This window comes from Dyadobacter fermentans DSM 18053, from assembly GCF_000023125.1.
In the GTDB taxonomy this organism is placed as follows: domain Bacteria; phylum Bacteroidota; class Bacteroidia; order Cytophagales; family Spirosomataceae; genus Dyadobacter; species Dyadobacter fermentans.
Genome location: NC_013037.1, coordinates 6,443,466 through 6,467,169 on the forward strand (window position 1 = coordinate 6,443,466; position 23,704 = coordinate 6,467,169).

At 53.7% G+C, this 23,704-nt stretch carries 17 protein-coding genes; 6 read left to right on the plus strand and 11 right to left on the minus strand.

Features of this window, described 5'->3' with window-relative positions:
• Nucleotides 1-1,218 carry a sugar MFS transporter gene (locus DFER_RS26600; protein ID WP_015814768.1) on the plus strand — a complete coding sequence of 406 codons (1,218 nt, stop codon included), beginning with the start codon at nt 1-3 and terminating at the stop codon, nt 1,216-1,218.
• Nucleotides 1,219-1,260: 42 nt separating this feature from the next.
• Entirely contained in the window at nt 1,261-2,466 is a 1,206-nt protein-coding gene (locus DFER_RS26605; protein ID WP_015814769.1) for an ROK family transcriptional regulator, read from the plus strand.
• Nucleotides 2,467-2,604: 138 nt separating this feature from the next.
• Here DFER_RS26605 and DFER_RS26610 read toward each other — a convergent pair whose 3' ends face one another.
• Nucleotides 2,605-4,998 carry a hypothetical protein gene (locus DFER_RS26610; protein ID WP_041735540.1) on the minus strand — a complete coding sequence of 798 codons (2,394 nt, stop codon included), beginning with the start codon at nt 4,996-4,998 and terminating at the stop codon, nt 2,605-2,607.
• Between the two features lie 159 nt (nt 4,999-5,157).
• Here DFER_RS26610 and DFER_RS26615 point away from each other — a divergent pair, with 159 nt between their 5' ends.
• Together DFER_RS26615 and DFER_RS26620 are read left to right on the plus strand one after the other, a co-directional pair.
• Nucleotides 5,158-5,964 carry a hypothetical protein gene (locus tag DFER_RS26615; RefSeq protein ID WP_015814771.1) on the plus strand — a complete coding sequence of 269 codons (807 nt, stop codon included), beginning with the start codon at nt 5,158-5,160 and terminating at the stop codon, nt 5,962-5,964.
• 12 nt (nt 5,965-5,976) lie between these two features.
• On the plus strand, nt 5,977-7,506 hold the full coding sequence (locus DFER_RS26620; protein WP_015814772.1) for an alkaline phosphatase family protein: 1,530 nt from the start codon (nt 5,977-5,979) through the stop codon (nt 7,504-7,506).
• Between the two features lie 32 nt (nt 7,507-7,538).
• Here DFER_RS26620 and DFER_RS26625 read toward each other — a convergent pair whose 3' ends face one another.
• From DFER_RS26625 to DFER_RS26660, 8 genes are all read right to left on the minus strand, one after another.
• The gene (locus DFER_RS26625) at nt 7,539-8,048 is read right to left on the minus strand and encodes a molybdopterin-dependent oxidoreductase (RefSeq protein ID WP_015814773.1); all 510 of its coding nucleotides are present in this window, start codon (nt 8,046-8,048) and stop codon (nt 7,539-7,541) included.
• A gap of 1 nt (nt 8,049) precedes the next feature.
• Nucleotides 8,050-9,183, minus strand: coding sequence for a cytochrome-c peroxidase (locus DFER_RS26630; protein ID WP_015814774.1), 1,134 nt, complete (start codon nt 9,181-9,183; stop codon nt 8,050-8,052).
• A gap of 4 nt (nt 9,184-9,187) precedes the next feature.
• Nucleotides 9,188-11,161 carry a TonB-dependent receptor plug domain-containing protein gene (locus DFER_RS26635; protein ID WP_015814775.1) on the minus strand — a complete coding sequence of 658 codons (1,974 nt, stop codon included), beginning with the start codon at nt 11,159-11,161 and terminating at the stop codon, nt 9,188-9,190.
• An 81-nt stretch (nt 11,162-11,242) separates the two neighbouring features.
• Nucleotides 11,243-11,587, minus strand: coding sequence for a winged helix-turn-helix domain-containing protein (locus tag DFER_RS26640; protein WP_015814776.1), 345 nt, complete (start codon nt 11,585-11,587; stop codon nt 11,243-11,245).
• Between the two features lie 206 nt (nt 11,588-11,793).
• On the minus strand, nt 11,794-11,967 hold the full coding sequence (locus DFER_RS26645; RefSeq protein WP_222837292.1) for a hypothetical protein: 174 nt from the start codon (nt 11,965-11,967) through the stop codon (nt 11,794-11,796).
• A 31-nt stretch (nt 11,968-11,998) separates the two neighbouring features.
• Nucleotides 11,999-13,174: a PepSY-associated TM helix domain-containing protein gene (locus DFER_RS26650; RefSeq protein WP_015814778.1), complete on the minus strand. Its 1,176-nt coding sequence runs from the start codon at nt 13,172-13,174 to the stop codon at nt 11,999-12,001.
• Nucleotides 13,175-13,196: 22 nt separating this feature from the next.
• The gene (locus DFER_RS26655) at nt 13,197-14,405 is read right to left on the minus strand and encodes a DUF4374 domain-containing protein (protein WP_015814779.1); all 1,209 of its coding nucleotides are present in this window, start codon (nt 14,403-14,405) and stop codon (nt 13,197-13,199) included.
• A gap of 24 nt (nt 14,406-14,429) precedes the next feature.
• Nucleotides 14,430-16,721: a TonB-dependent receptor gene (locus DFER_RS26660; RefSeq protein WP_015814780.1), complete on the minus strand. Its 2,292-nt coding sequence runs from the start codon at nt 16,719-16,721 to the stop codon at nt 14,430-14,432.
• A gap of 213 nt (nt 16,722-16,934) precedes the next feature.
• On the opposite strand from DFER_RS26660, the gene DFER_RS26665 reads away from it, so the two are divergent.
• On the plus strand, nt 16,935-17,933 hold the full coding sequence (locus tag DFER_RS26665) for a helix-turn-helix transcriptional regulator (protein WP_015814781.1): 999 nt from the start codon (nt 16,935-16,937) through the stop codon (nt 17,931-17,933).
• 213 nt (nt 17,934-18,146) lie between these two features.
• On the opposite strand, the gene DFER_RS26670 is transcribed toward DFER_RS26665, so the two are convergent.
• Both DFER_RS26670 and DFER_RS26675 read right to left on the minus strand, forming a co-directional pair.
• Nucleotides 18,147-20,987: an outer membrane beta-barrel protein gene (locus tag DFER_RS26670; RefSeq protein WP_015814782.1), complete on the minus strand. Its 2,841-nt coding sequence runs from the start codon at nt 20,985-20,987 to the stop codon at nt 18,147-18,149.
• Entirely contained in the window at nt 20,974-21,747 is a 774-nt protein-coding gene (locus DFER_RS26675) for a GLPGLI family protein (RefSeq protein ID WP_015814783.1), read from the minus strand. The genes DFER_RS26670 and DFER_RS26675 overlap by 14 nt, the downstream gene beginning before the upstream one ends.
• 235 nt (nt 21,748-21,982) lie before the next feature.
• On the opposite strand from DFER_RS26675, the gene DFER_RS26680 reads away from it, so the two are divergent.
• Entirely contained in the window at nt 21,983-23,626 is a 1,644-nt protein-coding gene (locus DFER_RS26680) for a glycosyltransferase family protein (RefSeq protein ID WP_143828818.1), read from the plus strand.
• The last annotated feature ends 78 nt before the right edge of the window (nt 23,627-23,704 follow it).

Sequence of the window (23,704 nt, forward strand, 5' to 3'; positions counted from 1 at the left end):
ATGGCCTTCGCACCCGTCACTCCCGATGCCTCCGCGGAAACCGCCACAGGCCAGAACTACCGGCCGGCGCTCGTTACGCTGGCGATATTGTACTTCATGATGGGGTTCATCACCTGTATGAACGACACCCTCGTACCGTTTTTTAAAGACAGCTTCGAACTCACCTACGCCCAGTCGGCGCTGGTGCAGTTTTACTTCTTTCTCACTTACGGCATTATGTCCATTCCGGCGGGTGTGCTGGTGAGTAAATTTGGATTTAAGAAAGGAATGGTCGCCGGTTTCGCAGTGGCCGCATTCGGTGCGACGCTGTTTTTTCCGGCTTCGCTCTGGCATGAATACTACCTTTTTCTGGCCGCGTTGTTTGTGCTGGCGATCGGGATTGTGCTGTTGCAGGTGGCTGCCAATCCTTACATTACCCTGCTCGGCCCGGCGAAGACGGCTTCGTCCCGGTTTAACCTGATCCAGGCCGTGGGGTCTCTTGGAACGACGGTGGCGCCTGTTTTCGGGAGTATGTACATCCTGTCGAACGCCGGCGAGCTGGCGGGAAGCAGCGAACCCGTGCGGTTACCTTACCTGGGATTGGCCGCATTGCTCGTCGTGATTGCGCTGGTGGTGAGCAGGCTCAAATTGCCGGTACCGGTGGTGCAGGCCGCAAGCGATGGCGGGAAACCGCTGTTTGGATTCAGGAATCTGCGTTTCGGTGTGGTAGCATTGTTTTGCTATGTCGGCGCGGAAGTGGCGGTCGGATCTTTTCTGGCTAATTATATCGTCGATGTATCTTCCACGTCGCTCAATGAGGCCGGGACGATGGTGGCATTGTATTGGGGAAGCATGTTTGTAGGCCGGTTTATCGGCGCGGCGATCCTCAAAACGGTCAAGGCGTCCACAGTGCTTTGTGTTGCGGCCACTGCTGCTATTTTATTGATTATCATTTCAATAAGTTCAACCGGCCCGGTGGCGGTGTGGACGATGATCGCCGTTGGCTTGTTCAATTCCATCATGTTTGCTACCATTTTCTCGCTTTCCGTCGCAGGGCTCGAATCGTACGCGACCCGCGCCTCAGGCTGGCTATCGACCGCCATTGTGGGAGGCTCGGCCATTTCGTTCGGGCAGGGATGGCTGATCGACCATTACAATTGGCAAATCGCATTCATGCTTCCGTTGTTATGCTACGTTTTCATTCTGTTTTTTGGGTTAAATGGGTATAGAACAAAGTGAATATGTCCTTAATTTAGCCGCCCCATTTGTTTTCAATACTCCATGAGCAGACCCCTTCGTGTCGCAACGAACTATAAAACGCAAGACCCTGCGCAGATCATTCTCGGGTATATGGCCAACCATGGCAGCATGACGTTGCCCGAACTTGGCAAGCGGCTGAACATCAGTGTGCCCAAGGTTACCGTGCTGGTGAATGCATTGCGGAGCGAAGGCCTCGTGAGTGATTACGGAAAAATAGAATCTTCGGGTGGACGAAAGCCGATCCTCTACGGCGTGGCGCCCGATGCGGCCTATTTCATCGGCGTGGATGTGAAGCAGAACCACATGAAAGTCGGCCTTATGAACCTCGACAAAGCGCTGGTGGCCAATTCGGGACAAATCCCGTTTGAACTGGCCAATACAGTGGAGTCGCGGGACGAACTTTGCCACCATATCGTCGATTTTATAGCAGGCCTTTCGCTGCCTGAGGGCCGGATCAAAGGCGTGGGTATCAACCTTTCCGGTCGGGTCAATTACCGGACCGGGCACAGTTACAGCTACTTCCATTTCGACGACCGACCGCTGAGCAGCATCGTCAGTGAAAAAATTGGTTATCCCGTTTTTCTCGAAAACGATTCCCGGGCGATGGCTTACGGAGAATTCTGCCTCGGCGCCGTGGAAAGCGAGAAGGACGTGCTTTTCCTGAACCTCGACTACGGGATTGCAGTCGGTATTTTGATGGATGGAAAGCTGTATTACGGCAAATCGGGCTATGCGGGCGAGTTTGGGCATATGCCGGTTTTTAACAACGAATACATTTGTCGGTGTGGCAAAAAAGGTTGCCTGGAAACCGAAGCGGCCGGCTGGGCGCTGGAACGGATGTTCCGCGATAAAATCTGCCAGGGTTCATCCTCCCTCGTGACCGCCAGAATCCCGGACCCCGACCGCATTACAATGGACGACATTATCGAAGCGGCCATTTCTGACGACGTGCTCGCGATCGAACTCATTGCCCAGCTGGGCGAAAATCTTGGTCGGGGTATCGCGTCGCTGATCAACGTCTTCAATCCCGAGCTCGTGATCATCGGCGGCAGTCTGCTCGCAACGGGCGATTACATAGGTTTACCCATTAAAACCGCCATTAACAAATATTCCCTGAGCCTGGTGAGTAACGATACCAGGCTGGTGCATTCCAAACTGGGCGAAGAAGCAGGATTGCTCGGTGCTTGCCTGCTGGTGCGGAATCGCTTCCTGGGCATTCACGAGTAGGCCACAGCGTGGCTTCCTGTTTGTAGCAATGGTCCTTCCCCGACCTTTTTGCCGACTCCGGCAGGAGTCTCCTGCCGGAGACGACCCATGAATTGCAAACATTCCTGCTACAAACAGAAAGCACCTACGGAGCTTTTCTTACGGCCGTTTCAATAACCACACGTCCGAAATCTTCGATTGCTTGCGCCAGTTCAAATGCGATTCTTCCGGACCGTCGAATGTGACCGAAATTTTGCCGTCCTGCGTGAGCGATAAGGGCACGATCCATTCCTTAAATGTCTCAGGCTCTTTATTGTACAGGATAGGAGAGAGGCGGTGCCCGTCCACCCGCAGGAGCGCGTCGCCTTCGCCTGCTACGCGCAGGATGTAGCGGGCGCGAGGATCGAGGTTTTCGTAATCCAGCGCGGGCTCCCGCTGGAAGAGCTGGGTAGAGAGGCGTTTGCGGCTCATGCCATTGTCCCACCACGCCACGTCGGTGGCATCTTCGGAAATGGTTTTCACACGCGGCCCTTTTGCTACGCTTGAAATATCGTCGTAATAGCTTCCCGGCCCCGGATTTTCCCAGGATGCAATTGTTTTCAGTCTCGCCAGCTGCTCGTCGGGATTGTTCATCTTTTTGATCTTCTCAAATTCATCGGCCAGCCACCAGCGGTTATTCAATGGATAATTTACAAAATCCATCACCACGCCGCGCTCGGGGTTACGGGGCTTGTGCTTTTCGGTACTGGTTTGCAGGCCGATGGAAGTGTACAATGCGTCGGTTAACTCGACGATGTGCTTGTAAATATCCCGTTCTATCGGCTCCTGGTTGGCATTGTTGACGATCGCGAGCGCCGCTTCCATCGATTTTGCAATTGTATTCCGATCTGCCGCTGCGAGGATCGTATTGGCTTGTTTTTCAAGTGCTTGTTCGCGGATCAGGCGCAGGCGCGTGTATTGGTCATAATAGGCACGCAGCAAAAGCATTTGCCAGCGCCAGTTCTTCGCGAGCGACTGTTCCGTTTTTTCAAGAATCCGCCAATTGATATAGGTCATTTCCACCCCGCCGTTTTCAGCCAGCGGACCTTTCCAGTTTTGTTCCAATCCTTCAATGGCGCTTGCAGCAGCCGCTTCCACGGTAGGGCCAAAGAAAAACGCAGCATATTCCTTCATAATCCCATGCACATCCGCCTGCGGGTCCCAGCCGCGCATGCTCCACAGCACCTTGTTCACGTCGTCGTGGCTGCCGTCGGAATAGGACACGAAACCGTCCGTGAACGGCGCGTATTTTTCGTGGATTTTGGCAAATGCAAATGGTCGCGGGTTCACCGACTCCCTTCCGAGCGTAAGCGCAAACGCCTGATCGAAGTGCTCGACCGGAAATTCACAACGCACGGAATGGGTAATGTCCGGATACTGCCGGTGCTGGTATTGTTGCGGCAGCCGGTAGCGTGTTTCGGCCATCGGCGGACTCCCCGGGCCCGACACCACGCCTTGCAGCCAGGCCGGCTTTTCAGTTTCCAGGTATTTGTAAAAATAGTCTATCTGCTCGGTGTCGAAGCCTTGGAGCGAGATCCACATTTTGGCATTCGGATGGTATTTCACCAGCTTCGCATGCAGCTCCTGGATGAAGGGCAGTACTTCCGATGGGTGATTATCGCCCGGGTCGCCGCCGGGAAAGAAGATATGGTCGAGGCGCGGGCATTCCTTGTAAAACTGTTCGTGCAGTTCCATTTCTGCCCGACGTTTTTCACGATCTTTCAGGTCGAACGTCGCGGGCGTCCATACCCAATAATCCATGTCGTACTTCCGGCATATTTCGCTCATTTTAATCCGCATTTCCCTCGCCGGGATTTTGAAATGCGGGCTCGGTTTGTCGTCTTCGTGGAACGGGATGCCTTCTACCGCATTGCTGCCGAAAATGGCCAGTTCGCGGATGTACTGGTCGTACTGCGCCACGCTCCATGCATCGTAGGTATTGGCCGTAGACCGGTACCCGAGCTGATGCCCGCGGATGGGGTAAGCGGGCGACGTGGCCGTATTAACCGGCCCTGGCAGCTCCACCAGCGGCTTGCCCATATAGGAACTACTCATTTTCAAATGCCGCAGCAGCCATCCGGTGCCGAAAAGCAACCCACGGGCATCGGCCCCGATGATCCAGACCATCGTGGCATTCCCCGATTTTTCGGTCACCACCCTGAAACCTTCCGGCTTGAACTCCGGTCCGCCCGGCTGCACGGCCGTCGGCAGGTTTCGCGACAGCAGCGCTTTGTCGTTCGATAACACCAATGCAATCACCGGCGCATTTCCTTTCGGCCACGCCGACGAATTTTTCAATGTAACACCGCTTCGCTCCCGGATTTCCTCGGTTAGCACAGCCGGGGCCGTTTCTTTCATGGGCGAAGGAACACCCGGCGAAACGATCCAAGTTGCATTTTTAAGGTCAATCGCCTGGGCGAAGCACGTCGAAGAGGTTGCGGGAAATAGTAGGATTGCGGTAAAAAGCAGTAACCATTTTACAAAGCAGGTATTCGGGCAGGTTTGGGAATGCATGATAAATGCTGATTCATTGTGTTTCGAATGTATTACTGCACCCTGGCGGTTTTGGGCCAATCGGTAAGCGGTCCGGGGTACAAGATTGTCCGTAACATAACGGTAAAGTAGAAGTTAAGCGCTTTGGTTATTTTAAGATTTGAAAACTTCCATCACATCATGCTCCTTTCACGATCCCTGACATTTTATGTGCTCTCAATAATTTTGGCCGCGTTTCAGCCGTCATTCGCCCAAACCCTCACCCTGACCCAAGCATTCGACGTCAAAGAAGCCAAGCAAGCGGTGGCCGTCGATGCGCAGCATTTTTATGTGATTAATAACAGCACCATTACCAAGCATACCAAAACGGACGGCAAACTCGTGGCGATGTGGGATGGAACGAAGGAGGGAATTGTCCACCTGAACAGCGGCGTGGTCATTCTTGGGAAGCTGTATTGCGCCAATTCCAACTATCCGGAAATACCGATGACGAGTTCGGTGGAAATTTTCGACGTGCGAACGCTTACGCATGTGGACACGCACAGTTTTGGCATTGCGCAGCACGGCTCGCTCACCTGGCTCGATCAGAAGGATGGGTATTGGTACATTGGCTTCGCGCATTATGCGGGCAAGGAGGCGAGCGAGGGGCGGGATGTGCGGTGGACGTCGCTCGTGAAGTACGATCCGGAATGGCGGCAGGTGGAGGCGTGGGTTTTTCCTAAAAACCTCATCGACCTCTTTACGCCCAAAAGCAACTCCGGAGGCGCCTGGGGAGCGGATGGCCTGCTGTACTGCACCGGCCACGACCGGGCAGAGGTGTATGTTTTAAAACTTCCGAAATCGGGCTATACTTTGCAGCATGTGAGCACATTACCCGCTCCGGTCGAAGGGCAGGGCATTGCCATCGACCGCTCGGTTACGGGTAAAACGGCGCTATATGGCATTCAGCGCAGCAAACACACGGTTACTGTTTCAGAAATCCGATAACTTCTTTTATTGATGAAGGCTTACTTTTACACAATAATGACGGGTATTTTGCTGATTGTGAACAATTTTGCTCAGGCGCAGGAAAGCAACCCGCGCTTCAAGACCAGGACATTGATTGTTTTCTTCGACGGTCTGCGACCGGATTACATTACCGAAGCACAAATGCCCAACCTGTTCGCCTTCCAAAAAACTGCGGCGTGGGGCAAGCACCATCACAGCGTTTTTCCGACGGTTACGCGTGTCAATTCCGCGTCTTATGCCACCGGCTCGTACCCCGGCACACACGGATTGCTCGGTAATGCGATTTACATCCCGGAAGTAGCGGCCAATAAGCCGATCGGCACCGCCTATGCCGATCTGAACAAGATTCCCGCCGCGACTTCCGGCCCGATCCTCACGGCCAAATCGCTCGGCGAAGTGCTGGCGGATGCGGGGCAGAAGATGATGGTTTTCAGTTCCGGAACGACCGGTCAGGCATTCCTCCAAAATCACACCGTGAACGGCGCCGTGGTAAATCCGGACCTGATTTTGCCGGAAGCATTCAAAAAGCAGGTTTTGGAAGAAATTGGTCTGGTTAGCCAGGGAGCCGATGAGGAATTCGGACGCCATAAATGGATCACTGATGCATTGCTGAAATACGGTTTGGCAAAAGACGGCCCGCTCGTGAATGCCATCTGGTTTTCGGACCCGGACGGCGCGGCGCACGAGCACGGAATCGGGTCAGAACAGGCTGTGAAGGCGATTAAATATGTGGATGGCCAATTCGGCAGAATCCTGGCCGCATTGCAGGCAAAAGGTGCCGGAGAGCCGTATAACATCATCATATCTACCGACCACGGCTTTGTGACCCACAAGGAAAAGCCGGGGCTAGCCGATTTTCTGATCCGCGAAGGTTTCAAGAAGGACAAGGAATCCGACGATGTAGTGGTTGCCGAAGGCGCGATTTATGTCAAAAATCACGACGAAAAGACCATCTCCAACATCGTAGCTGCATTGCACCAGCAGGAATGGACAGGCGCAGTTTTCACAAAGGGGATTAAAAAAGGAAATACTCAGGGCCGTGTGAAAGGAACACTCTCCTTTGACCTGATACATTACAACCATCCCAAACGCTCCGGCGACATTCTCGTGGCGCCCAATTGGAATGATGCCAAAAATGACAAAGGTTACGCCGGTACCGATTATGCAGGCGGTGTCGCGGGGCATGGTGGTGCAAGTCCCTATGAAATCAATATCGCATTGCTGGCTACGGGCCCCGATTTCAAGCAGGGTGCAATGACAGAATTGCCTACCTCGAATGTTGATATTGTCCCTACAATCCTCAATATCTACAACTTGCCCCAGCCGCCGGCTATGGGTGGCCGGGCGGTTATCGAGCTTTTGAAGAGGCCGGGGAAAGGGCAGGGCGTATCCAGAAAGCAGCTTGTCAAAACCGAAGCGACCTATCCGTGGGGTACTTATAAATTATCGGCGGAAATGTCTGTTTTAGGTGAGTATCAGTATTTCAATTATGCCAAAACAGAAAGACTACCGGTACGCTGACCGATTTTCTGGAATGTGCATTCCAGAATTCATTATTTGGCAAATGCAATCTTAATCCTTCTCACTTCCCGAATCCAGCGGGCTGGCTTTTTGTCTTTGGGCGTAATGATGCGGAACGGCCCTTCGCCGGACGGTAACGGCTGCCCGTCTTTTTCGGTAGCCAGCAAAATCACCTGGTCCGTAAATTCGGGATCGATTTCAGCCAATGCATAGAGCACTTCGTAGCCATCCGCAGCGGTGATTAATGCATATTTGGCCAGATTTTCACCCCGCAGTTTCGCACCGGTGGTCACACCCGCTTTTTCCAGTATTTCAATCAGCGCGACGCCTTTAAACTCGTGCTCTTTGCCGTCGCGGTCTTTTACTTTCTGGCTGAACTGCTTCATTGCGGCCAGGTCTTGTACTTTCAGTTCAAGCGGCGTGGCTACTTCGCCGGAAACGGTGAGCGTGGCGGCGGTTTGTGCGTGTATCTGCGTTACGAGTGCGCACACGAGCATTGCACACAAGAGGATTTTGTTTTTGAATGTCTTGACTGCTTGCATGTTATCGGGCTTTTGAAATGGAATGCGGGTTTGAAAATGCGGGATTGGTAATGAATGTCGAGTCGGTGAGCATACCGAGGAAAGCGATGATATCCTGCTTTTCCTGCGGTTTGAGGCTCAGGTTTTTGCCATTTACTTCATTGGAAATGTCCTGTAAAAAACTGCTCAGCGTTTCGCTTTGTTGAATGTGGTCGCTGTAATGATCGAGCACGGCTTCGATGGTTTTGAAGCGGCCGTCGTGCATGTAGGGCGCGGTGAGCAGGATGTTGCGCAGCGTCGGCACGCGGAACCGGCCTTTATCCATGGCTTGGCCGGTGATTTTTTCACGACCCAAATCGGTGAATGCGCTGTCGAGGCCATTGTTGTGAAAGAGCTCTTTGAAGGTCTTCGGGCCGCCGTGGCAATGGCCGCAGTTGGCGCCGCGAATGCCGCGTTTGGGGTCGGGGCTGTTTTCAAAAAGCTGCATTCCGCGCAGTTCGGCGGCGGTGGGCTGGTATTGGCCCGCCAGGTAGCGGTCGTAGGGTGCGTCGGCGGAAATCAAGGTGCGTTCAAACTGTGCGAGGGCTTTCAGGATATTTTGCTCGGTAATACCGGATGCGCCAAACGCGCTGGTAAAAAGAGCGGTGTAGCGGGGCATTTTGCGCAGTTTTTTGGCCGAAACCGCCAGCGACTGGCCCATTTCGTGCGGGTCGGTGAGGGGGAATGCAGCCTGTTCTTCCAAACCCTGCGAGCGCCCGTCCCAGAAGAAGTTTCGCACCCAAAGCAGGTTCGCGAGCGACATCGAACTACGCGGGGTGAAACTGCCGTCGACGCCCTGGCTCACAGGCCGGCCGTCGGTGAATGCGAGTTTTTGCTCGTGACAGCTTTCGCAGGATAATTGGTTGTTAGCTGAAAGCTTTTTCTCATAAAACAGCATCCTGCCGAGGTGCACGCCTTCCTGCGTGGTCGGATTGTCGGCTGGGATGGTGAACCGCGACCCGAAGTTTGCGGGGTATTTCAGTTCGTAAGGCACCGGCGTTTGGCGCGTGACCGATATCATCCCGGTGAAGACGCAGAAAGTGGCGCTCAGGATGGTAACGATCCACCCGAAACCCCTGGCCTTGTACCGCGTTAATGCCTTGCGACTTCCCGACATTGATTTAAAAATAATTGAAAACCAGGTTGATAAAGAAATTCCTTCCCGCTTCGGGAAAACCTTCGATCAAAGTATAATTCTTATCCAGAATATTGTTGATACCGGCTTCGGTAGAAATGAATTTGTACAATTTTACCGACACCTTGGCATCCAGGAGCGTGTATGCTCCTGCTTTTGTGCCATAACTCGTGCTGTAACGACTGCTATTGTTTTCCAGGCTCGCGAGCAGATTAGCTACTTTCAGGAACGAAAAGTCGGCGTAGGCGAAAACCTTGTGCTCCGGCACGTTCGTGAATGGGATCGACGGGTTGGTTTTGTTTTTCCGTTTGATAAAAGAATAGTTCGAGCCGAGTTTCAGGCCGGTGGTGATCTGATATTCAAAACCAGCTTCCGCGCCGTAGAAACGCGCTTTTCCGGCGTTTTGTAGCTGAAAGCGGTTCGGTTGTACATTGTCCACCTGCTGGATAATGTCGTCGATATTGCTTTGGAAAATGCTGGCCTGTAATGCAAGTTTATCCGCTATTTTGCCCGAATAGCTCAGGTCGAAGTTCAGGGCTACTTCGGCGTGCAGGTCGGGATTGGGGATGGCCTGGCCCATGCGGTAGGAGTAGCGGTCCTTGATCGTAGCAAACCGGGTCTTACGGGCAACGCTCCCGCGCAGCGAGTGGCTGGCGGTAATGTCCCAGAAAAGGCCGATTTGTGCATTGACGGCATTGTTTTTACTATCGGAAAAGTCGCTCAGCTCCTTGGTGGTGGCATTGTATTCCTGCGCCTGGCTTGCATTCCGGGCATTGAAACTGACGCCCGGCACCACAGCGAGCGACGGGATGATCTGGTAGGTGTTTTCGATGCCGATGGAGATCGTGTTGTCGATGTAGGATTGGACGGGTTCGCCTTTGTCGTTTTCCCGGTGGATGTCGCGCTTGTACTGAACATTGAATTTGAACACATTGTTTTCCCACGCCCGCGACTCGAATTCTGCATTTCCGCCCAATGTGTAATCATCATAAAAGCTCTGAAACGCGTATCCCTTCGTTTGCGCGGTGTAGGTCGTATCGTCGAAGCTGAACAGCGAATTCACGAAGGTGTCGTAGTACAGCCGCGTTTTGACTTTGCTTTTCGCGCCCACCGCCGTATTTGAGATAAAATAAAGACTCTGCTTGTTCCATTTCGGCCATTTCCAGAAGCGCGTGGTGATTTTGGAGTCGTCGCCCACGTACGGCGGCGTACCTTTTTCGCCGTGCTGGTTGATGTAGCCGATCACATATTCGTCCGTTGCATTGGGCGTGAACCCGGCTTTGACACTGAATTTCAGATCGTCGCGGTAGGCATTTTCCCGGTCGTCGGTTTGCTGGAATTTGCGGGGTTTGAAATCGGCCGAAAGCGGGTAAGTATCCTGTTTTAATTGCGAAGCGCCGACCTGGTAGAAGAATTTGCCTAAACGCGAGCCGGCGTTCACATTCCAGCGGTAGCCGCCTCCACTGAAAACACCGGCGCGACCATTGATCTCGAACTTATTTACCGGCTTTCGCGACACGAGGTTGATCGCGCCGCCCATTGTGTTGGCGCCGTACAATATCGAAGCAAAGCCTTTGGAAACATTCACTTCGGCCAGGTCGAAGGTCGTGAAGCGGCCCTTGTCCACATAGCCGTCGTACGGCACGTACACGGGCACGCCGTCGATGTAAACCGGCACCTGGCGCAGGTCGAACCCGCGTACATACACCACCGACTCGTTGCGTGGGCCGACGTTCGCCATCGTCACGCCGGGTAGAATGTTCAGTGCATTGGAAAGATCGTTGCGGCTGAATTGTTCGATCGTGCGGTAGGTGAGGCGCGACGAAAGGCTGTCGCGATGGCTGATTCCGGAGACCCGCACTTCGCCAAGCTGGAAAGTTCGGTCGGTCAAAGACGACGGCTCCTGGGCCAGGGTGGGAAATACAAGCAGGGAGAGCAGCGGAAGGAGAAGTTTTCTCATTAGAAAGCGATATGTACGTGTGGATATATCGCAAATATAATGAGTCCCTCGTAATCTTGGGGAAAAATTTGATGGGGTTTGTCAGATCAATGACAAAAGATCCGGTTCTTCGGCCAATGCGGCGAGCAGTTTATCGTTCAGGCGCTTGTAGGCTTGCATGACGTTCTTCGCTGTTTCCGTGAGCACCGTACCGCCGCCCCTGGTACCGCCTTTCTGCGTGATTACATAGGGCCCTTTACCGAGGGTGTTCAGCGCGTCCACCATCGCCCAGGCTTTTTTGTACGACAGTCCCATCTCCTTGGCGGCCTGCGCGATGGAACCGGTTTCGGCTATGCGTTCGAGCAGTTCGTAACGTCCCGGTCCAAAGAATTTGACCTCGTCCACAAACACCCAATGCCTGACCCGGATCTCGACTTTTCTTTCCATGCGGCAACTATTAAAGTGATTTGAGTTCTTTATTCAATGCCGCAAACTATCATTAAATCATCAGATTTGCGCCTCAAAAGACTTCTTTAATTATTGACTGCCAGGGCTGGGTGGATGCTTTCCCGGGGTTTAATTTTGATGCCACGAAGGCACGAATACGCACGAATGCCTTCGTGTATATTCGTGCCTTCGTGGCATTAAAAAAGCTAAGCCCAGCCTTTCCTCAAAAACCAAAACCCAACCACCACCGGAAACCCGAGCGTGAGCCAGGAAATTGCGTCCCAGATGTCGTCGCCGGTGAGGGCGGAAATGAGTCCTATGCCGGAGAGGATGCCGATGACAATGGGCATGCCCCACACTTTCCAAAAGTTACTTTTCATTGTCTGAATGTTTTTTGAATGATCGTTCCGGTCAGGCATTTTCTTTCTGGGCGATGACGGTCAGGATCTCCGTGTCGTTCTTGCTCAGTCGGTTGATATGTGCCTTGGTGGCTTTGTTTCGGGCAAACCATAAGTAAAGCCCGCTGCCGAGGATCACGATCGTCGCGATGTCGAATAGCGCCCAGATGATTTTCAGCGGAAGCCCGCCGTAGTCGCCGAAATGCAATGGCTGCGAAACGAAGAGCGTGTTGACATACCACGGCATATCGCGCATATCCGTGAGCGTGCCGTTTTTGGCGTCGATCAGCGCCGGCTTGATAATGCGCTTCGTGAGTGGTGTGTTGCCTTTCATAAACACGCCGTAATGGTGTTTGCTGGTGAATGGCGTGCCCGGGTAGGCGATGATCGAAGGCTCCATTTCGGGCGCTTTGTTACGGGCGGTGGCCATGGCCTGGTCGAGCGAGCTGAGCTTGCCGGAGAGCGGCCCGGCATTTTTGTAGGGCGCCGTCATTTCCGAAAGCTGCCCCATTTGCCAAAGCCCCAGCACGATTTCCGACGCCGTGTTGATCACGCCGGTTAGCCCTACCACCGTTCCCCAAACGATCGTCACCACGCCCAGCAGGTTATGCAGGTCGAGCCATTTCAGGCGTGTGGACCGTTGCGAGCGGATCATGCCAAAGTCGAAACGCTTCATAATCGGCCCGTAAAGCATAATGCCTGATACGATGGCCGCCACAAACAGCAATCCCATGAGCCCCAGAAACAGCTTGCCGCCGATGCCCATGAACATATCCACGTGCAATTGGAGCATGATGTACATGAAGCCTTCCTGGTAATTAGGCTCGTCGAGCAGTTCCGCCGTATGGTCGTCCACAATCACCGTCGTGAAGTTATCCGGCGGAGCGTCAATCGAGTCCGAAAGGCTGAATGCGGTGGTATTCGGCTCGTGTTCGTCCCAATAAATGTACCGGATCACCTTTTGCGGATATTTGGCCTGTGCGGTTTCCGCCCGCTTGTCGAGCCCGGCCAGCGGCGTGCCGGCCGGCACCTGTTTGGCCAGATGCGGCTTGCCTTCGAGTTCTTCGATTTCTTCATGGAAGATCAGCGGCAGGCCGGTGATGCAAAGCATCAGCAGGAAGGCCGTGCAGATCAGGCTCGTCCATTTGTGGATCAGGAACCAGGTTTTGATTTGCTTGACAGAGCTCATGGGAATGGTTGTTTAAAAAAGATTAGTTAGGAAGCTTTACGAAGCCCTGGATCGCGCCGTCCAGCGCTACTTTGAACACCTGCGTCGCTTTGTTGCCATCCACTATATAATAGCTTTCCAGTTTGTCGGTAGAATTTTTGACCCACAAGTAAACTTTGCCGTCGATTTCTGTGATGGCCTGTTCGTTGGCAAATGCAAATTCATGCTGGGGCATTCCTTCGATCTTCGTAATCTGCTTGGTAGTGAGGTCGTAGGTGTAGTAATCAAAAATAGGGGCATTCTGAAGGTTTGAAAAGTCGGTCTTCAAGGGAACTGACGGCGATTCAAAATAGAGTTTACCGCCTTTCACGAGCGCGGTTACGATCGAGTTGACCGGCTGTAAGTCGTTGGTCGAAAAGGTCCAGGTTTTGTCGAAGTCCGTCTCGCCTTTTTTGATGCGGATGATCGATGTTTTGGCCAGGCCGACGTTTAATCCGGTGCTATACAGGTAGAGGGCACCGTCGTCACCGATGGTCCACATTTTGTTGCCCGACGATCCCCAGCCGATGCCTCTGATACCGTCGTATTTGATCGTTTTTTCGTACTTGTCTGTGGCCAGGTCCACCACCGCAAATTCCACAGCGTTGAACACGTCGCCGCCGAATCCTGCCAACGCCGTTGTACTGTAAGTAATGCCAACATACAGTTTCCCCTCCTTCGCGGCGATGGTATGCTTTCCTACCGCCTGATATTCAACACCCTGCTTCTGAACGACCGACAGATCCACTTCGCCGGTACGCAGCATGGTGGAAGGGTTGAACTTCTGAAGTTTTAAAAGGCCGCGGGTTTCGTCGAGGTAATAGCCGGTCGTTTCATTAACCACCAGGTATTGCGTTGATCCGGCAATGAAACCTTCGTCTTTCAAACTGCCGTCCGCATTGAGCGAATATTTTTGAAGTCCTGTCTCGCCGGCTGCATTGGTGCGGTTGAAAAACCACTTGCCAAATGTCCGGAAACCAAATGCCTGCTTCACCTGAAGGGATTTGGGATTGGTAGCCTGGATCGTCCCCGATGGAAGGCCATCCAGCGCCGTGAAATAGCCCGCTCCGAAGCGTTCGATCGACGTCATCAGTACGTATTTGTCTTTCGTTTCGGGAGTGGGCGTGGTGCCGTCGTTATCGTCCGACGAGCAGCCGAGGAATGCCGTAAATGCAAGGCCGAAAAGGAGTGATCTGAACAAAGATGTTTTCATGATTTTGGTTGTAAAATGGATAATTTATTTGAGGGTATAGTTGACTTTCAAATGGAGACTGCGGCCGGCATTCTGAATCCGGAAATTGTCGTAAACGTTGGTATTGAAGATGTTTTTAGCCTGAAAACCAACGGAAAAGCGATCGTTCACCGGGTGGTAGGTAAAGCCCAAAGAGTGCAATGCCTGGCTCGGGATAATGTTGGGCGCCTCGAATTTGGCCTTTCCCCAAAGCCCGAGGAAACCGTCCGGTTCGAGGGATTTCGGGATGTAGTCGAGGTAGTATTCGCGGACAAACGTGAAATAGTAATACAGCTGCAAACGTCCCTTTCCCGGCATGCGGGTGATATTGGCATTCAGGCCAAGGTTGGCGAAGAAATAGGGCGTATTGCGTAGCCTGGCATCCTCCGTCAGGCGGTTGCCGGTGTCGAACACGCGGAAATCCTGGTAGGTGAAATTGCCGTTTGCGCGCAGCCAGCGGGTAAGGTTCACGTTCAGGTCGGTTTCCAGCCCGAGGCCTTTCACATTGCTTACGTTCTGGTTTTGGGTGAACAGGAAATCGATCGGCATTTTGAGGATCAGGTCGCGGGTAATGCGATAAAATGCATTGATTTCCAGGTTGTAAGCATTGCGTTTCTCGGTACGGAAGCCGGCATTGATATTCACGCTCTTTTCCGGTTTGAGTAAAAAGTTGGAGCGGTGGAAATTACCGTCGCCGAACATTTCGTCCTGCTCGGGCAGGCGCGTGGCCACCTCGGCCGAAACCCTGAAAAACGTAGAAGGCGTAACGGCCAGTTTCAAAGCCTCCGCAATGCCGAAACTGCCGTCGGAAGTGTACCGGTGCTCGCCCAATGCGGAGCCGTAGACGTCCACATTAATGGTAGACGTGTTGTAATAATAGTATTTGGCAATCAGGTGATTGGTCAGTTTTTCATCCCAAAATACGGATTGCAGGCCGGCAGCGCCTACCAGTTTGTAATACTTTGCCGGAAGCGAAAGAATATCCTGCCCCGTCTGCGGAAGTTTCAGGCCCCTCGGGTCGTTCCCGTCGCGGCCAATGTTGGTCGATACCACGTTGATTTCCGCCTTGTGCACGTCATTGAACCGGTATCCGACGTGTGTGCGGCTCGTGAAGTAGAAAAAAGTAATGTCCGAGAGGCTGCCGGTGGCTGTAATCTCGCCCTGGCGGGACGGGCTCGGGATGAATTTGCCAAACCAATCGTAGGTTCCGCGAGCGGTGTCCACCTGCTGGGTATGGATATTACTCACGGTGAGGAACTGGTCCAGGCTCAGTCGGTTGAATGCCTTGCGGTAGCGCAGGGTAGGGATCACCGAGTATTGCCTGCTCAACGCCGCCCCGAACGGCTGCGACATCGAGGAGCCATACTGGTTTTGCCGGTTAATGCGGAACCACGTCACGCCCACGCGCAGCTCATCGGCCCAGCGCTTGCCTGTCAGCCCGCCGTATGCTTCGGCATAGTAATTGGTGAATTGGTTATGGAAAAGCCGTACGGTGGCGTCGCGGCGGGCGGCGGTTTCGTGGTCGGTGACGGTTACGTCCACTTTGTAATTATTGTCGGAACGGTTCACGAATGCGTCGCCGCCGATGAAAAAATGGCGTGTGGTATCCGTGTAGAGCCCATTCAGCGACGCACGGTGGGTGTTGAACGAAGCGATTTCGTACGACGCCTCGGCATAGCGGTACAGCGATTTCTTGGTTACCAGGTTCACCGCCCCGCCCAGCGCATCCGCGCCCAGGTTGGTGGGCAGCACGCCCTTGTACACCTCTACGCGTTCGAGCATATTTACAGGCACGAGCCCGATGTTGTAGCCTGCACCGAGGTAATCCATCGGAATACCATCTTTGAAATTCTTGATCGCGCGGTCCTGGAAACCATTCATCATCAGGCCCGCATTGGACCCGAGGCCGCCCGTCTGGCGAATCCGGATGCCCGCCGAGCGGTTCATCAGTTCTACGAGCGTGGAGGGCTGCTCCTGCACCGCCCGGGTGTTGATCACCTCCGCTTTGATGGGCTGCAACCGCGCTTCCTGGGTTTCGGTGCGGCCGGTAACCTGCACTTCCGAGAGCTGTTTGGGGTCGTCTTTCAATGTTAAAACCAATGGTTGCGACAAATCCCCAAACGCCACCGTGCGGCTCACCTCCACAAAACCAATGTGCCGCGCACTCACCGCATAGCTGCTGCGGCGCGGGACACTGAGTGTGAATTCTCCTTTTTCGTTGGTAATTTCATGAAGATCCAGTTTCGAGATCGAGACAGAGGCGCCTGCCAGCGGCTCGCCCCGCTGATCTTTTACCAACCCCTGTATTTTATAACTATCTTGTGCAGAAGATGTTATAGGGGAAATGCAAGCCAGTGTAATAAAAAATCGTAACAGGAGGAGGAAAGGTCTCAATGGTCTGTTAATTTTACTTAATTAAGACTGTTTAAAAATAACGGCAAATGTACCGATCTGCCCCCGGGTGCGGTTAACGTCAAAAGCAGTATTAATGCCGCCAAAAACAGGACTTTGATGAAAATCGTATTCACTTCGGAAGAATTTGCGGAACTCAACTTCGAGCGGGGATATTCGGAGGGCTTCGGCGTGGCCGACCGGTCGGGTATTTGGGAGGAAAAGAGTGAGTACAGCCACCTGGGCATGTATTCCCGCATTCACCGGATCTTTTGTCCGGGGATCATCATTTCCATGGCGGAGGGAATGCTGGACCGCGACCTGGTGCAAATCCTCGAAAGCGATTTTCCTTACCTGCAAATGCATTTCGAGCTTTCCACCACCGGATGCCTGTACATTCCGCAAGCCGAGGCCGAAATCGAAACGGTGATTTACGGCGGCACGCATTCGCTGCTCTTTTACCCGGCGCTGAAAGGCCGCCTGCATTATCTCAAAAAACCGATGTCGCAGAGCGTCGAAATAGAATTGTCGCTCGATTTCCTGCGCCGGCTGTTTCATAACGACCTGGAGGTGCTGGGCGAGTTTGGGAAGAACATCGAGCAAAACCAGCCGGCGATCATGGGAAGCCGCAGCTTTCCGATCACCCAGGCGATGAAAAGGCTGCTGGCGGAAATACGGGACTGCCCCTACACCGGCGCATTGAAAAAGGCTTTTATCGAAGCAAAAGTGATTGAACTGCTCACGATGCAGATCGGTCAGATCAACGCCGCGGAGCCTGGACGGAAAAGCCTCAAACGGTCGGATATCGACAAGCTCCACGAGGTGAAAAACCTGCTTTTGCGCAACATCGAAAACCCGTTTTCAATCGAAGAACTTGCCCGTGTGGCGGGGCTGAACCGGACCAAATTGCAGGAAGGGTTCAAGGAGCTTTTCGGGACAACCGTTTTCGGCTACATTGCCGATACCCGGCTCGAAGAAGCCCGGAGGCACATTCTCGACCCGGGTTCGGCGCTTTCAATCGGTGAAATTGCAGCGCTTTCCGGCTATAAAAACCCGCAGCATTTCACGGCTGCATTCAAGAAAAAATTCGGTTATCTCCCCCGCGACGCCCGCCGCTAACCCTTCTTTCCGCAACACCAAAAAATAGTGTTCGAAATATTTGTTATTTCAATGTTAGAATTAATTTTACGACTGCATCTCATAAAGTTTGACAAGTGGCTGTCGGTTATGTGCTTTCAGCCGGGGATGCCTGATTTTGAAGAATAATAAGCCGATAAACGAACAGTAATGTAGAAGCGTGTCACAGGGTGCTGTAACACGCTTTTTGTGTTTTCAGCTTCCGAATTTCCTGAGGTTGTACACGAGGGTCAACAGAAAGTAGCGCTTCAATACGCGGCTGCGCACATCCTCGATGTACGTGTCACCGGTGTTGCGGATGAGGCTGCGGTTTTGATTGAGCAGATCGAAAACCTGCAACCGGACCTCCGCCTGGCGCGTCCGCAGAAATTGCTTTGCAATAGCCGCGTTCCAAAGCAGGAATCGCTGGTTATACCCCTCCGCCCGACCAGTGTTGCCGATATAAGTGACGTCGGACGTGATCACCAGGTTGCCGGGGAGTTGCCAGTGCACATCGGCCGTGGCGTATTGCGACCAGAACTGCATATTTTGTTGAGATAACAACGAATACCGCGCCTGCTGGTAGGTAACGCGCGCGCTCAGGCCATAGTCGATACGGCCATTGTAATCCGATTGCAGCCGGATGCCCTGCCCGAGCGACGTGGTCGTGGTGACATTGTCAGCGTCGTTAATGAAGTTCGTGTTCCGGGCAAGATTTCCCTGCGTGCTCAGGTTGACCGACAGCCGCAAAGGCTGGATTTTCTTGCCTAGCGAAACAAAGCCATTCGCCGAAACAAAACCGCTCGTATTCACCGGCGTGGTTACCAGCACACCCGACGCATTGGTGCGCGTAGACAGCCCGATGCGGTTGTTACTTTGATTTAAACTCCCGAAAACGAACAGGTTATCCGCACCGCCGCGCGCGGAAATGTTAAACGAGAGTGTGAGATTATGGTAATATTCCGGCCGCAATGTTGGGTTGCCGGTCGTGATATTGAGCGGGTTGGAATTGTCGGCAACCGGAATGAGCTGTGTGATCCCCGGCGAGGCCACGCGGGTCCGGTATTGCAGCCGGAGGTTTTTGTTACCCCTGAATGTGTATGAAAAAAGCGCATTGGGCATAAAATAGGCGTAACTGGTGCGGTACCTGGCGTCGTTGGAGCGGTCTTCGGGCCGCAGCGACGCGAGCTGGGCATCGGCGCCGAATGCGAGTGTATAGCGCAAGCGCCGGGTCTGAAAAGTGGCACCCAGGCGGTTTGTTTCAAATGTATTCTCAAAATCGCGGCTCAGCAGGCTGTCGCGGGTGTCATAACCATTCGTTTCCACGCTTTTGTCGGCGACATTCCGCAGCAGTTTGCCGTAGCTATTGCTGTAAGCATACCTGAATTCCAGTTTTTGTGTAAAAGAAATCGGTTCTGTGAAAGAGACATTCACCGTATTCTGAATTGCGAACTGGTCTTGTGCATTCCGCTGATCGATGCGTTGCGGCCCGCGCGGGGTCGTGAGCGTGTCGAAGAAGGTATTTGCCGACCGGTTGTAGGCCGTCGTGCCGCCGGTTGTCAGTATCGAATTCAGGTTAGCCGACAGCGAGCGGCCTTCTTTTCGGTATTTGCGCATGAGGAGCAGGTTGTTATAGGCATTCAGGCCGTAGCCGCGGAGGTTATAGTTGGTCAAACCTTTGTTGAGTGAATCTTCCGGCGAACGGTAGGAGTAACTCGCGTTGCTGCTTCGAAAATCCTTCGTTTGAAAGCTGATGTTGGGGGTGAAGCGCAGGCTCGTGAGCGAGTCGAGTGGCAACTCGAAACGGCCGTTGATGCGGTGCGATAGCATAGTGTTTTTGGAATAACTGCTTTGATCGGCGATGAACGACTGCCCGGGAAGGATGTTTTCACGCCGCGCTTGCTGGTCGGTGGTAGTCACGGCACGGCTGGCGAAATAGCTCGCGGTCATTTCGGTACGCTTGCCCCACTTCACGGCATTGCTTTCGGTACGATAGTTGGCTCCCAATGCGGCCACAGTCGTAATGTTGGATGGCGCAACCTGCCCTTCTGACCCTTCACCGCCCGGCTGGCCCACCTGCTGCGGCCCGCCCGATCCCGGACCCGGCAGGTTGCCGTCGGACATGGTAAAGTTCTGCTGGTTGAGGTTATTGGCCTGTCCGATCACCGAAAGCTGCCTGTTGGGGCCGCCATTGTGGTTATTGAACCGGTTCACGTTCAGCCGGGCCTGATACCGCGCCGACTGGCTGGCAGCGGACTGCCCGCCCGATCGCGGCCCGACCGCCCGCGGCCCGCCTGTCCGCGGCCCGACTCCCACCGCGTTCTGACCAAAATAACCCTTGCCTTTGTCTTTTTTGATGGTAATGTTGATCGTGCGCTCGCGGTCGCCGTCGTCCACACCCGAAAACTGCGATTGATCCGAAGATTGATCGTACATCTGCACCTTATCGACAATGTCGGCAGGGAGGTTGCGGGTCGCCATTTTGGGGTCGTTGCCAAAGAACGGCTTGCCATCCACGAGGACCTTGTTCACGGCTACGCCGTTCGCCTTGATCGAGCCGTCGCGGGCTACTTCAATGCCCGGCAATTTGCGCAGCAATTCTTCCACCTGCGCATTGGGCTGCGTTTTGAATGCCCCTGCATTGAATTCCAGCGTGTCCTGTTTAATCGTCACCGGCGCAATCTCCTGCCGGATCACCACCTCGCTCAGATCGGTGCCTTGCTCGGTCATCAGCAGCGTGCCTGCGTCCGAATGCGCATCGCGGGCTACCGACACCGGCCGGGATACATTTTTATATCCTACAAAAGTCACCAGCAGGCGGTAGGAGCCGGGCGCCACTTTTCGGAATGCGAAATCGCCGTCGCCGCCGGTGATCGTCGCGCTCACGTATGCGGAGTCGCGGGCCTGCAAGAGGGATACCGAGGCCATTCGCATCGGCTTCCGCGTGGCCGAATCGAGCACGATTCCGGTGATTTTGCCGGCTCCGGGCGTGTTCTGGGCCAATGCCGGCACGAGCGAAACCAGCCACAGGCAGAGTATCAGTTTAAATGCCTCCACCTCCCGGTCCCATTTTCTGGTGGAAATCGGCCATAGCTTTCTGGCGGATGTCTTTCAGCTGCGCTTCGCTCACAGTTTCCGCCTGGACGTCGGGCATGACGGTTTTCGCATCGACTTTCCCCGTCTGCACTTTCGTGGCCCTGTACTGTTCGCGGCTTCCCTCGATCAGCAGCACGGCGCCTTTTTCGGGTGTGAGCGCGGGAACCGGCGAGTATCGGAGCGGCAATTCGGTCGTGAACCAGACTGCGTATGGCTCATTCCGGTAGTTCACCACCGCTTTCCGGCACGAATAGCCTGCGATTTTTTTCGTTTGCTGCGTGAGCTGCCAACCGCCGGCGGGCGTAATCGGCGCTTCGTATTTGTAGGTTTGCGCGTTGTTACCGGCGCCTACCGTCACGAATGTCACGATTTTCTGCCCGGCCATGTCTGTCACGGCATATTCTTCAAACGGCCGCCCGGCGTCGGCGGTTTGCGGGATGCCGCCCGGCTGCATGATTACTCTTTTCATCATGTTTTCCTCGTCGCGGTTTTCGCGCACGAAATTGCCGGCAAAGGTCACTTTCTGTCCGATCGTGCGGGTGTCGGGAACGTCTGTCGGGAAGTTGGGATCGCCTTGCTTCACTTCTTCGCCATTCACCATGAAGCGCAGTCGCGACTGGTCGATCTTATGCACGATTTCGTAATTGATCTGGCCCGAGGCTTGTGCAAAAATGTCGGGCGCCGCAAAAAGCAGCATTACAATCGGAAGGAGCTTTTTCATATTGTCACCGTGGTTTTGATTTTGAATACATCAAAGGTCAGGCGACGGTTTGTAAGGTTCTGCTATTTAATGTTAAGTAGTGTTAAGGCTGAAAATCCCGGCATAAGTCAATAAAAAGCCGGCTCGATGCCAGCTTTGCGCCGTAAACTAAGAAAAGTCTGAGTTTGTGGTGAAGGAGGTGGCGACCGTCCTTATATTGTTTCACAAACTCAACCTGACAATCCTCTGTATACTAATGATTTATACCTTCTACTTCAAACTGTTCCTGTTTGTCGCCTTTCTTCTATTGACTTTGTGGGGTTACCGGGCCTATTTCAAAAACCCGGATGGCACGGTTTCGGCAAAGCAGGCAGCAGTGGCCATCGCCGCGATGCTGCTCGTAGTGTGGGCTGCCAGGCTGCCCTTTCTGCGCGACAGGGAATATGATATCGACACCAGCACGTGGCTAAGCGCCGTGATCGCCATTAACCATTATCCCGACAAGCTCTGGACGCTGCTCAACTACACCGACGCCCGTCCGCTGACGGTCTTTCCCTTACTCGCAGGCTCCTGGGCCGGCATGCCAGTCAGCTACGCAAGCGCCGAGCTCATCGGTCTTGTATTGTGGACGGGAACGCTCCTGCTGCTGTACCAGGTATGCCAACTATTTGCCGGGAAAAGGCTCAGCCTCATCCTGACGTGGAGCCTGGGGCTGTTTCTGGGCACGATCTGCCATATTTTCGCCGCCTATAATTCCGAACACAACAGCATTCTGATGGTCACCGCGGGTGTGGCGCTGTTCTTTTTGTATATATTTCAGCGATGGACCAGCCCGGTGATCGCTGCTGCAACGGGCCTGTTGCTGGGCAGCCTCATTTACGCCAAATTCCAGAATGCCCCCATGGGATTGCTCACCGGGGCATTTTTGTTGTTCGCGATGGCGCAGCGGAAAGACTGGCGCAACATGGCCGCATTGCTCGCAGGCTGTTTGTTCCCCACGGTTTTCGTGAATGTGTTTTATGCATTGCGCGGAAAGCTGGACGTATTTTGGAACAACTACTTTTGGAATTACTTCTATTATTCGTTCACGACCCAGTTTTCGCCCATGCCCATGGCTGAGCGGTTCAGTCCCGGGCGTGTGGTGCGGTTTGTCTTTTACGCTACGAGTTCGGGCATTTACGTGCTTACCTTATTTGCGCTGGCCGCGGTGTTGCCGGTGGTATCGTTCAGGCAATGGGTTTCAGGGTTCAGGACAAACCGGATGCCGCTCATTTTTACCGTTTTGCTCATGCTTCTGAGCATGTATGCGGTATTGCAGTCGGGTAATAATTTCGAACATTACAAGCTCTTTGTTTTTGTCCCTGTGTTGATATTCATTGCGTTAATGCTGTCGATGAGCACGCTGGCTGTGCGTCGATACGCGGTCGGTTTTCTGCTGCTCGGGGGCTTGCTGCAAACGGCTGTGAGCCTGAAATACCTCGATCGCGACCTGGCTTATGATAAACGTACGGATACCGATCGAAAAGTCGTGGGGCATATCGTCCGGAATAGCCGGCCGTCGGACCCCGTGGTGGTGTGGGGCTGGCGCGATGGGCTGCTGGTCACTTCGCAGCGGCCCATGGGCTACCGCGATGTGCATACGTTTCATTTTTCGATGAAATCGCCGTTGATCCCGAACTGGACGCGCGACTTCGTGGAGGATATGGAGGAAAACAAACCGAAAATCTTCGTCGAAGCCATGTTGCCCGAATATTCCGAAAAGGGCGACATCTTTCTGCCGCACGACCGGGTTCCTGTGGTGCGCGAATATGTGCAGCGGCATTACCAGTTTGTACGGGAGCTGGATGGTGTGAGGATCTTCCACCGGAGGGCTACGCCCGCGCTGTCGCTTGCTCGCTAGAATGCCTTCTTAATCAATTCTGTTTAGTGTTAAATAGTGTTAAGGTGCCCAAAATCGTCGGGCCGGAAGCGTAGCTTT